Here is a 13,517-nt window from a genome sequence, read left to right as displayed (position 1 = left end):
TCCAATTATTTTTTGAGAATTATTTTTGGCAGTGGCAGGTGTCCGAATAACACCAATGAGGGTAATAATAATGATGAAACGCAATATTCTTGCAATGGTTATCCCAGCTCTGTTAGCTGCTGGTGCAGCAAACGCAGCTGAAGTATACAACAAAGACGGCAACAAATTAGACGTTTACGGTAAAGTTGACGTTCGTCACTACTTCGCAAAAGGCGATAGCGGCCAAGACGGTGATGATTCACGTGTTCGTTTAGGTTTTAAAGGTGATACTCAAATCACTGACCAACTGTCAGGTTTCGGTCGTTTCGAGTGGGAAACTAAAACTAACAAATCTGAAACTAGCAACGAAAACAAAAACCGTTTAGCGTATGCTGGTCTAAAATTTGCTGATTTCGGTTCAATCGACTACGGCCGTAACTACGGTGTGGTTTATGACACGAACGCATGGACCGACGTATTCCCATTATGGGGTGCGGACACTATGGCTCAAACAGATAACTTCATGACTAGCCGTAACCGTAACCTATTAACTTACCGTAACAACAACATGTTCGGTTATGTTGATGGCCTGAGCTTTGCTCTGCAATATCAAGGTAAAAACGGTGACGATAACCTTTCTGGCGCTGGTATGTCTAAAGACAACGGTGACGGTTTCGGTTTCTCAACTGCTTATGACTTAGGTTGGGGCGTAACTCTGGGTGGTGGTTATTCATCATCTTCTCGCACACCAAACCAAAAAGCTGGTAGTGTTGTAGTTGATTCTAGCACCACTCCTGTTACTTCTGCATATAGTGCAACTGGTAAGCGTGCTGAAGCATGGAACGTTGGTGGTAAATTCGACGCTAACAATGTTTATTTAGCAGCTATGTACGGTCAAACTCAAAACATGACTCGTTATAGTGAATATAACCTGATTGCAAACAAAACTGAAAACATTGAGTTAGTTGCGCAATACCTGTTCGATTTCGGTTTAAAACCATCTATCGGTTATAACCAATCTAAAGGTAAAAACTTAGGTAATGGTTTTGATAACCAAGATTTAGTTAAATATATCTCTGTTGGTTCTTACTACTACTTCAACAAAAACATGTCTGCAGTTGTTGATTACAAAATCAACCTGTTAAAAGACAACGACTTTACTGAAGCTGCTGGTATCAACACTGATAACGTAGTTGGTTTAGGTTTAGTTTACCAATTCTAATTATCAGTTAACTGATAAACTAGAAAACGGTAACATGTTTTTGCAAGCAGCGCTTCGGCGCTGCTTTTTTTTGCCTTTAAACGCTGACTAAATTTTTATAAATCAAACCACTATATCGACAAGACAGACTGATTCACCAACTTTATAGATATTTATGGTTAGATTACATGCAATTCCTACCTAGCTCACAAGATCTCGCCAATTTATCGCAAAACGGTTGGCAAAACGCCTTTCTCACGTTACCCTGATAACTCGACTCGTTCGACTAAACCCGTTTTCAGCTATACCCTTTATTTCAAGCAGTATGGGCTTTTTACAAGCAAGGATAGCCAAAAGCATTCTCACTTAATGCCTTCATACGCTATGAACTGTATTGGGTAACCACAACAGAGCTTTGGAATCGACAACATGTTTGAAAAAATTACTTCTGCCCCCGCTGACCCAATTTTAGGTCTTGCTGATAGTTTCCGTGCTGATCCCCGTGACAATAAAATCAACTTAGGTATTGGCGTCTATAAAGACGAATCAGGGAAAACCCCTGTGCTTGATACCGTAAAAAAAGCAGAAAAATTCCTGCTAGACAACGAAAACACCAAAAACTATCTTGCGATTAGCGGAATGCCAGAATTCGGCCGTGTAACACAAGAACTGTTATTCGGTGCACAACATGAAATTGTCACCTCAAAACGTGCCCGTACTGCACAAGCCCCTGGGGGCACTGGTGCCCTGCGTATTGCAGCTGACTTTATTGCTAAACAAACCAATGCAAAACGTGTTTGGATCAGCAACCCAACATGGCCTAACCATAAAAATATTTTTGAAGCCGCTGGCTTAGAAGTATTAACTTACAATTATTATGATGCAGCAAAACATGGCATGGATTTCGACGGCATGCTAAGTAGCTTATCCACTGCGGTTGCAGGGGATGTTATTGTCCTACATGGTTGCTGCCATAACCCAACAGGGATTGACCCAACTGCTGAGCAATGGTCGAAGCTGGCTAACTTGTGTGCAGAAAAAGGCTTATTACCTGTTTTCGACTTCGCCTATCAAGGTTTTGCTAAAGGGTTAGATGAAGACGCTGAAGGCTTACGCATTTTCACCCAAAATAACCCAGAAATGATTGTCGCCAGCTCATACTCTAAAAACTTCGGTTTATATAATGAGCGTGTCGGTGCTTGCACCATTATCGCTAAAGACAGCGACAACGCAGAGCGCGCATTTAGCCAAGCAAAAGCGGTTATTCGTGCAAACTACTCTAACCCACCCGCTCACGGTGCAGCAGTGGTTACCACTATCCTTTCTGACGATACCTTAAAAGCAGAATGGGTCCAAGAACTAACAGCAATGCGTGAACGTATTAAACGTATGCGTCAGTTACTGGTTAAAACATTGGAAGAGAAAGGCGCTAAACAAGACTTTAGCTTCATTATCAACCAAAACGGTATGTTCTCCTTCAGTGGTCTCACAAAAGAGCAAGTAGAGCGTCTACGCAGTGAATTTGGCATCTACGCCGTAAGTTCTGGCCGTATTAATGTTGCAGGCTTAACACTGGAAAACATGGTTCCACTGTGTGAAGCCATCGTAAAAGTACTGTAAAACTCATAAAGTACACCCCAAGTTAGCCCCATATTTTATTGGGTTCTAATTTTGGGGTGTTTTTTTAGGAGTATGGTTCACTTTGAAGAGGAATCGCTCATATTAAAGCTTATTCCTCTAATCATTTGAAAGCTAATTAGCGGCTGATACGCTCGTCCCCTCTAATAAACGGTTCATAAACGGTAGAGGGTCCCAACGGTTGCGTAGGTGGGCTGACATATTCGTTGCCTCAAAAGTACTTTCGTATTCAAAACGTGACTCAGCATAAAGCTGAATAAGCTTATCTACCGTTTTCTCAGCTTGCCCATTCCATTCGTCCCCATCACACTTACGGAACTTTATATCTGTTACATCTGTCATCGACATTAAATGGTTGCTATGATAAATCTCCACTTTTCGACCAGTATATGATTCATAGACACTGAGTGTTTTTGATGGATCTATTTGCTGTACCATCACTGGGGTCACATAAAAATTAACCAAAACAACCTGATTACGACCAGCCAAATCCTCAATCTTCACTGTTGTATTGCTTTCATAACCATTAACAAGATAAGTATCATTACCTAACCCACCAGACAAGGTGTCGTTGCCCGCAACGGAGATCAATAAATCTTTATCAACTCCCCCGGCGAGAATATCATTACCTTGACCACCAAAGAGGACGTTATTGCCCCCTAAAGTCACTATCCTATTATCTCCTTTACCCCCCTGAATTATCCGACCATGCCCAGTATGGTCCAAAACAACTAAGTTTCCTTCCTTAGTCTTAATTAACCAATGAGTTCGAGCATAATTTGGGTTTAAAATAGTCGGGCCATTAGTAGGTACATGTAATGACTCTAATAAAGCATCTGGCGTTCCATTTAGTAAATGAGTTAATGTATCTGCTAGTTTCCAATGACCTTTTTGCCCTGTTTTTTCAGCGGTGGAATAACTATCTGCAAAGTATTTAGCTAAAGGCTCCATCCCATCTTTTGTTAATTCCTGCAACTTATGCGGCAATTTAGGGTACATGTAGACCTGACATACAGCGTCTTTATTTTCTTGTAGAGATGGCTGTTTTATTTTAATAATTTTGCCTGATTTTGATATATAAATACGATAAAGAGCACCATTATCCACACCTTCAGTAATGTTTTCACAGTCAAAATTCAGTAAATGAATATTATTTTTCCCTTCAAGATCCTCGATATAAACAACCCCTCTATATCGACAATCAATTAAATAGTTATCATCGCCCTCCTTACCCATTAAAGTGTCGTAACCAAAATCAGAGAGTAATAAATCGTCCCCATCTCCGCCCGAGAGAAAATTCATTCCTGAGCCAGCATACAGCACATTATTACCTGAAACAGCTGCTATCGTATCATCACCTTCCCCACCGATCAGCACACGACTAAACCCACTATGGTCAAGAATAATATCATTTCCTGCTTGGCCGTTTATCAGTAATTTTTTACCAAGGTACCCCATTGGAATATTAATGGTATCATCGCCATCGGTGCTGTTTGCAATGGGATTTGAAGGGGCGATGACACTATTTTCACTCTTCAGGTCGATACAAAACATATTACTGTACTTATCTTGAATAAGTACCGCATTATTCATACCCCCATCGAAATTCTGAAAACGAAAGCTAAGTGTTGTCTTTTCGAACCTATCTTTGAGCAAAAGCTTTTGCCCATTCATTTCTAGTTGGTAGCCATTTACCGTAGGTAATAAAATAATAACCTTATCTTGATCTGTAAAATGGCCTTTGACATTAGCAAAATCAAATACAATATCTTCATTGTTATCGTCAAGTTTATTTATTTGATAACTATCTTGGCCCAATGTGACTTTTATATGGCTCCCCGATGCTATATGGGAGAGGATATTGTTTTTTTCACTTCCAGTATAAGTTAAATTCTTAGCTTTACCTATTGATACTAACCTTCCCCATTTAGGTGAGTTATATACTCGTGTTTTATTAACTTCAATCTCATCTTTACTTTCATCAATATAAACACTTTTTTCACCTGAATATAGCGTTTTATCATTATTTTGAACATATAACACATTGAATAGTTTTCCACGTATAGTATGTTCAGGATTATTTTCTTTTGGGAGGTCAACTAATTGACTAATTAAGGCAAAACCATCGTTAGTATTTAAGTTATAACTATGATTGCGTTTACGAACCCCATCTATATCACGATATACATTATTTAATTTTATGGTGACTTCACTCTTAACCTTATCAAATACATATTTATCTGTCTTATAATCATCAACCTGTATTTTAAGGTAAAGGTCGTTACCCTTGATATACATATCCTTAATTTCATTTAATGAGTATTCAAGATCAACCCAACTCACTGACTCGCTATTCTCTTCAATAATAACATTAGCTTGAAATCCTTTATTTTCCCCCTGATAAATAGGGTTGATATAATGTTCTTTTTCAACTCGGAATGCTTTTTTATTATATGACATTTTTGTTTTATAAAGATCATTTACATGAGAAGCCCATTCGAACCGTTTAATAAAGTAACTATCAATCCCACTGCCACCAATGGCTTTCCCTTTTGTTAGCGCTAATCGGTCATCTCCACCATATCCATATAGCGTATCTTCCCCTAACCCGCCATTGATATTATTATTTTCATCATCGCCATGGATAATATCATTAGTATTATCAATAAGAGTAATATTTTCAATATTTTTAGCATCAACAACATCAATAAATTGATGTTGATATTTAAATTTAGATTTAGACTCCTCGCTGCAGAAATACGAAACCTTATTTATCCTTAAATCGATATAAACATGATAGCCATTAGGCAAATTATCAATAAATAAAGTGTCGCTTCCTGATTGGCCATCTAGAAACTTCGTTACTTTGCCATCATTTGACTCCAATGATGTTAAACTATTATCCCTTAAGTAAAAATAATCTGACTTTGATCCTGTAGCAAAATACTTTTCACCCGATAACACCTGAAGAGCATACATTCTGTCGTCTCTTCCAATAAGATAATCAACACCATTTGCGAGATTAAAACTACTCCCCTTAGTCTCATCAATATCTATAATATTCGCAATTATACCAGGTTTATTCTCAATATATTCATTGGTGTTATCTGCATATTTACGGATAGTGAAATTTTTTTGCGCAGCAACCTCGGTTTGTTTAGAATAAAAACTTAATTGTTCATAATCCGAAGCTGTAAGCTGCTTTTCTATACTCTGTGTTAAATTACTTTTTTGAATTCCATGTTTTTCTAAAAATTTATCAAATAATGGGTTTTTATAGTTTGTGTTAAAACAATAGCCCTCATTAGACGCTACTGTCCCAGTACGGACAACATCAGTAACCTCCTTGAGAACTTTGCTAAATACAACTCTATCTTCTTGCCCAGTAGCTCTTTTCACCCTACCATCGGCTTGCAAAGAATAATTTTTAATTAAAAAATCAGCTTCACTGAAAGTAAATGAAGGGGCTCCACGTTTGGTATAACGATAAACATAATCCGAAAAACTTAAACGTACCCCCCACCACATACCACCAAAATAATTATTATTAGTATCTACAAGATAATAACGTTCTTCTGATTTATAAGTCGGCTTTTCAATTATACTCAAGTGATGATCAAAACCTGCTGGGACAAACCTTTTTTCAAACAGGTCTATATCCATCTCTACATCTAATTTTTTAAATGCTTTTATATAATGCACAATCGCCATTTCTTGCTGGCTACGCAGGGTAGGTTCAAAACCAAATGCACCACGAAGCCCTTCTTCCAGTTCCCTATCCCAGCTAATATCAATTACCTCTTTGATATTTTCAACTGCGCGGGCACCTTGATATACCAAACCAGAAACCAGTAAAACGCCCCCAACAACAAGGCCCACTACGGGAATAGTAGAAGAGCCAATTATGACACCAATAACGGTGATGCCATTTAACACACAACTGGCAATAGAAAAAGTCGCATTAACAATCAGATCTTGCCGCTGTTTTGGATCAGAAACACGGTCAAGTTTAGATAAACTGTCATATGCTTGGTAAGCGTCAAACCCCATTCCGACTAAATTAAATATAATCACGGTTCCTGCTGCAATTCTGCCGCGGATTAACGATGTTGCCCCCCCTTTACTGGCTATATTTAATAAAATAGGTTGTACAATCATGTCTCCATAATTAGCAATTGCTGAACCACAAATAAGGTAAAATTGTTTTTCTAACTCAGCACATTCCTCATCCGTTAAATCAGGGTTATCTAATTTTTTCAAGATTAAATGTATACTAATTAATGTTTGTACTGCACCAACTCCCCCCATTACTTGGCCAAACCGATTACCTATTTGTTGAAAACGCGGTAACTTAGTTCCTAACGTTCTTAAGTTCTCAATCATCTCCGGTGTCAATTTAGACACATTAGGGTCGATGTTTCTTGCAATATACTTCAACTGCTTTTTCAATACCGCGCTGTCTCGAAAACCAGTGTTATTATCTGTGATAGGAATATGATCTACGTCGCCTAATTGCTGATGAAGAATCCTGAGCAAAACAAGGTCCGATTCATTTCCATCAACTAATGTTAATTCAGCCGCAAGCTTTTCGGGATGAAATCGCACTTTTTTCTGCCAACCATTTTTTTTTGTATGATCTGCAGTAATAAGTTGACCATCAATAGTCACCCCTAAGTTTTGTAACCTTGCCAAGGCAATTTTTTCACCATTAAAATTCACCCAACTGTTTTTATCAGCAATAGCGACAGAATTAATAAGTGCAGTTACGTTCTTTCTATACTGCTCATAATCATGAGGTATACGCTTGATACTGTTATCATCAAGTGCAATAACCTGCATATCTGCCGAATAAAACTTACCATTTTTATCACTTTTCTCTCCAAAGCCTGCCTGTTGGCCCCGAGTTATAGTCTCTCCATTAAGTAAACTTACATTTTCGTTAAAATAACTATTGACTTGCTTCGCAAATAATTTTGCTGCTAAAGGGCGTTGTTCATTACGAATACAGAGTTGTAAACCATTAGGATCAAGTAAGCGGTATTCATGAATGTTACCTCGGGTGGTATATTGAATAGTATATGTTGTGTTCTTACCTTGAAGGAATAAAAGTGAACGCCCCCGAGAATGGTAAGAATTATTATTGGCTGATATAACATATTCAATAGATTGCCTCGCTTGTTTCTCTCCCTTATTATCAAACCCATCTACAATATTATTTGAATAACGCTTTATTTCATTAAGTAACTCGGTTTCCCCCTCGGTTAGGGCTCCATTATAACGTTTCTGTTCTAGCTTAATTTGCCACTCAATAAGATTTCTCGCCGAGTTTTCATCCCCTAACTGAGACTCAACGGTATAAATTAACCCCATCTTTCGGTCAAAACCTGCTGCATCTCCTTTACGTCTTAATCTATCATAGTTAATCATATTCACTTGGCTATCAGCAGACCACTTACGCATCTGATTACACAGTTCATTATATTGCTGTAACCGCTGATGACGCTCAACTTGATGTTTATGTAATGCCCCTGCAAATGAGAGCCCTTTTAATGGTGCATTTTCCCCATCAAAATTGTCCTTGTTAAGCCTTAAAAATGAATTAAGGTCCTCGGACATTAATGAAAATGCATTTACATCTTTAGCTAACGCAGTGACTTTGCCTCGATCGAAACCATTAATAGCAGGAAATACCGCTTTTAATTGTAACCGTGTTTTTTCGCTCAAATGATGCAATACAGATGGGTCATCCTGTATCGCATGCAAAATAGTAAGTGTATCTTTAGCTTGCTGTTGTAAATCCACAGGCAGGCGGGCCTCAAATAAATTGTCCCAGTGAGCTTTATTTTCAATTTTATCGTTACTGAGGTAATGGTTAACTTTTGGAGCTATTAATGGATCATATAGTGCTATTTTCAGCTTATCTGCACTAAATTGGCCGTACGCATCGTCAAAGTAACTCACTAAATAAGGGTGTTCTGCCAAACGAACATGCTCCAAACTGATATCTTTTGACGCTATTTTCTCTATTAAAGATTGAACTTGTTGATGATGTTTTGTATCTAAATAGTTTTTTACCGTTGGTGTCTCTTGGTGCATTACCCCCACTAGTTGCTCGGCAGCAGTCCCCTTTCGCTGATCAAGCTCTATAAATAAGCTACTCGTAATTTTTATTTTTTGTTTATTTATAGCGTGGAGCGACATACTCTCCTCTGCTATAAATGGATATTTTTCCTTTACCTCCGTAAGAACCGAGAACAAGCCATCGATTGGTTTATTCTTTACCCCATCATTAGCGATAATAACCCACTTTACTGCTTTACCGCTTTCTAGTAGTGAAGGAATATTATTTTCCCCGTATTCTACCGCCCAGATTTTATTATCTGTGTCCGCTTGCAAAATTAGTGTGTTTTCTGGGTTTTTACCTGCTAACCGCTCTGCTTGCACCTTTCCCTTTAGGTCCTCAGTAGCGCGCACAATAACAGAAAATGTTGAGGTGTCCTTCTGCAAATGAGATTGTAAATGTGCTTGATGCGCTATACTATCTCGATTAACCGTAGGCCATATAGGTGTTGATTTAATCCCTAAGTCATTTAATTTTTTAGTGAAGTGTGAATGAAAATCGCTAGGTAACTCCTGATTATGCTGTTTTAATTCATCAACAAAAAGTTGATAAGCTTGAGGGTTATAGATTATTTTTTTTATTAGAGAAAAATCTAAATCTTTGAATGATGAAAGCCTAAATATTTTCATTGGGTCTGGTTCAACATAGTTATTTAATTGCGATAGTTTTAATTCTCCTCGACGTAGCTCATTAATAAAATATAATGTACTAGATTTTCCATTTATTTTTACTTGCCCTGTATTAAGATCATATTGATATATAAATTTATAACCCTTAGTACTATTTCTAATGGAATTACGTTCCCCCTCCACAACCATTTTATGCCCATAATTATAATTGGTTATACTTCGATTATATGCAACTATTGGCATATTCATCTTATTATTAGCAAATAGATTTGTAGCCTTTAATGCAAAGTTTTCATATATTCCTCCCCTACCTAAATTGCACCCCATTAGTACTAGTTTATCGGGGACCGTATTTTTCAATACTTTCTTTTTCAAATAGACCATCGCATCTGTATATTTCTTTGCACTCCTTTCTGCATATAAGGTAGGTTCTCCATCATCAAAATAAGAACCATGCCCAATGGTTATCCAGCGTACTTTCCCTGTAGTTATTTTTTTTAGAGAGCCATATAATACCTTATGTTTTCGACTACCTAAATCGTATTGAATCACTGTACTATTGTCGGGGTGTTTTGAGAGAGCTTTAGCTACCACATCCGCTGAAACTTTATCCCCTTGTAATTGAATAATAACGTTATGGTCATATGCTGTAGGGTTTGCCTGTTTATTATCCCTAGATTCAATGTTAATTGCCGTTAATTTATGATACACCTTAATAGGGTCACACCAGGTATTAATTGAGTGCGCCTTTGAAGCCAAGTCACCAGCTAGAGACGCATGATGGCTACCATTAAAATTATTTTCATGTATATCAGAAAAGTCATTATCTAATCCAACAACCGCTTTTCCGAATACGCCTTCCATATACCTACGCCTATTAACAATTAGCGCCTTATCTACTTTGTTATCCGTTGAGCCTTGCTCATGATTATCTGAACTCGGTATTATTTTATCTGAGATTTGTTCGTTGTTATCTGAGCTTGGTATTATTTTATCTGAGGTTTGTTCACTGTTATCTGAGTTTGGTATTATTCTATCTGAGTTTGGTATTATTCTATCTGAGGTTTGTTCACTGTTATCTGAGTTTGGTATTATTCTATCTGAGGTTTGTTCACTGTTATCTAAATTCTGATCTATCTTATCATTAAATATTGATATGCTTTTTTTTCTTTTAATCTCACCATGGTTTACAATATACCCTTCCGATTTTTTTCTTTTAGGTTCAAATAACCTACCGTTCTCACCTTCGCTCCATTTTCTATTTAATGGTGCTCGATAGCCTTGATTAATTAACAACTGCTGAAAATTAGACAACTGTTCGACATCATTAATAATGATGGCACCATGAGGGTTCATCTCAAAATAAGTATCAATAGGTTGAGTTGTTCCCGACAACTTATTTTTCCCTTTTAAACTCTCAGGTAAAAAGAAGGTAATAGGGAAGTTATCCTTCATCACACTCACGGGGTTTGCATCATCAGAACCATGATGAACTAATTCAAAGCCCTCAGTTCTCCCTAGCTCTCTATTAAGCTGCCTATTAACCTCTTTTATTCTATTATTGATAATGCCATTTTCTTTCCCTTCTTTCTTATTATATTCTGCCTCATTATTATACAGTCTCTTTTGGGCTGGCGTTAACTCCTCATAATTTACACTCGCTTTCCATTCTTGCCAATCAGGCATTTCCGTAACTTTAACATAATGCTCTAACTCTGAAATTGGGAAGATAATGCTAAAAATATCATAATCAGCCGTCATTGCCTTACCCGTTTTAGGATCACCTATCACAAGAAAAGGTTTAATTTCATTATTTTCTTGATAAGAAACCTGCCAAATATTACCTTTTCCTGAAGGGCTTTTTTTTAATAAAAAGGTATGTTCTTCCCCATCAATAGTTGAGCTAGTTTTCTTGTAATCCCCATCATCTGTATCAATTAGTGGCGTGATGGTTTTATAGTTAATTAATTCATTAATCCGTTCCGAACTAATTTCAAGGGGAACCGCTATTGCATGCTTTTTATCAATAGACTGTTGCACATAGTCATTATATTTGCTTTGCTCATCTCGACCCGATTTCTTAGAGAACTGCTGCAAAACTGGAATAAAACCACTGTGTGGGCCCCAGTCAGAACTTTTACCTTTAATTGTTAATCCCTTACTACTGTATATACCTGATTCGATTAAACTAGCCGATTTATGGTCAACAGGCCGAATACCAATGGTAATATTATATTTATCCGCAACTTTATTAATCGCTTTTTGGTGGTTTTCTGGGACCCCCGTAGCTATGGTTGGTTGGTCACCCATACGTGGAATAAGGTGCAAATTGACACTTTTATAATCTCTATCACCCTCTTGTTGAGGTGGTGAAAAAGCATTTATATCAAATTGTTTACTTACTAAGTAAACTTGATAATCATCTTGGCTAATAAATTTATCACTATTAATTTTTGATAATGCATTTACATTATCCTCAATTATTTTAGTAAGCTCACCGCTATTTAAAATATCAGTATAAATGAATGATGTCTTTCCGTTCAGTGTAACCTTTAGTTTAGCTATTTGATTTTTTTGATTAAATTCCACATAGGTTAATTTACATTTTTGATCACTACTAATGTATGCCAATTTTCTTTTTACTAATAGCGTATTTTCCGTAATTAGTTTATCTCGGTTATTTAATTCCTTCAGTTGAAATGGCCTTCCGATACTGTCACTAGGGTTAAATGAAAATGTTCTAATTTTATAATCATTATTCTTAACCTTACTAAACCTATATTTATCTGCATTAATTTTTACAAATGTATCGATATAAGAAATAAAACTGTCTTTTTTGTTAAATGTCATGACTCCAGTATCAGGATCAAAGAATTTATATGTCCACACCTTTGTTTTTTGATCATAAATTATGGATATCGCCATTGCATGGCTAGCTGAACAAAACTTAATTAACAGTGGTTGATTGCTTGTATTTATATGTGAGTAGATTTTTTCTTTAAAGCGACTCAATGTGGTTTCATTAGCTAAGTGTGTCGTAAAGTTCTTACTATCAACTACCTGAACACCTTTACCATTCCTATTGTCTTCTAACTCTAAATAATTATCTCTTTGAATAACCTCTGATATTGTATTAATGAATATTTTGGCATCATCAGTAGTAAAACTCGATGCTAGACTTTTCCCCCCAATGCTAAGTTTATCTTTTAGCTTTATAAAAAGCTCATCTGATGCGATATCTTTCCCTGCCTTTGTTTTGAAAAAATCACTATCAGCATCAGCCAAAAGCGCATCTGTATAAATTTTAATTTTTAATTTTTGTAACTCTGCCAAATAATTATAATAATTAGCCTCTCTACCATACATACTTTTGCTAACAGCATAATTTGTATTGACAATATCATTAATATATTTAACAAAACTACGCCCATTAATCTCTTCATATTTAAAGTTATAAATATAATTATAATGACGTACTGATTTTATATATGAAAGCTGTTTTTTAATTACATCTGATACATGCTCATTAAATAATGATTTAGCATGTAACTTCAAGGCATCATTTCTAGCTTTATCTAACGGGGGTAAATTATCATCATTTGAATTTATAATAGAATAAAGTTCATTTAATTGCTCGATATATTTACCCCCTTGATTATTCATGCTGTAAACTAAAAATTCATCCGTTAGCCCATAGCCATACCCTGAGAAACTAGAATGAGATATACCATTATTATTTATTAACTTAATAAACAAATCATGATTTTCAGTATCATTAACATAGTCATATAATACATATTGATTAAAATTAACATCTGTATTTTCTACTTTCATAATAATTCCCTTTAATTAATAATTAATGTATGTTATTGAAATTAATATTTAAAGTAACAAAGTAATTTATTAATAACCATATCAATATGAAACATTCGGATAAAATGTTTCGGAT

3 protein-coding genes are annotated in these 13,517 nt (G+C 36.2%); 2 read left to right on the top strand and 1 reads right to left on the bottom strand.

The window, feature by feature from the left end; genetic code table 11:
- Window positions 1-73 precede the first annotated feature (73 nt).
- A complete protein-coding gene (locus ACHB7C_RS00090) occupies window positions 74-1,201 on the top strand; it encodes a porin (protein WP_349483824.1) in 1,128 nt (375 codons plus the stop codon).
- Between the two features lie 408 nt (window positions 1,202-1,609).
- On the top strand, window positions 1,610-2,800 hold the full coding sequence (locus ACHB7C_RS00085; protein ID WP_042846458.1) for an amino acid aminotransferase: 1,191 nt from the start codon (window positions 1,610-1,612) through the stop codon (window positions 2,798-2,800).
- Between the two features lie 132 nt (window positions 2,801-2,932).
- On the opposite strand, the gene ACHB7C_RS00080 is transcribed toward ACHB7C_RS00085, so the two are convergent.
- Entirely contained in the window at window positions 2,933-13,402 is a 10,470-nt protein-coding gene (locus tag ACHB7C_RS00080) for an anthrax toxin-like adenylyl cyclase domain-containing protein (protein WP_395346077.1), read from the bottom strand.
- Between the last annotated feature and the right edge of the window lie 115 nt (window positions 13,403-13,517).

Origin of the sequence: Providencia sp. 2024EL-00732, assembly GCF_044006275.1 — a bacterium.
Lineage (GTDB): Bacteria > Pseudomonadota > Gammaproteobacteria > Enterobacterales > Enterobacteriaceae > Providencia > Providencia huashanensis.
The sequence above is the reverse complement of the archived record's forward strand: the minus strand, read 5'-3'. Positions and strand labels throughout refer to the sequence as shown.

Excerpts from the sequence above, each read along its gene's own strand:
- ACHB7C_RS00080 (WP_395346077.1), bottom strand. The coding sequence starts at position 13,402 with ATGAAAGTAGAAAATACAGATGTTAATTTTAATCAATATGTATTATAT.
- ACHB7C_RS00085 (WP_042846458.1), top strand. The coding sequence starts at position 1,610 with ATGTTTGAAAAAATTACTTCTGCCCCCGCTGACCCAATTTTAGGTCTT.
- ACHB7C_RS00090 (WP_349483824.1), top strand. The coding sequence starts at position 74 with ATGAAACGCAATATTCTTGCAATGGTTATCCCAGCTCTGTTAGCTGCT.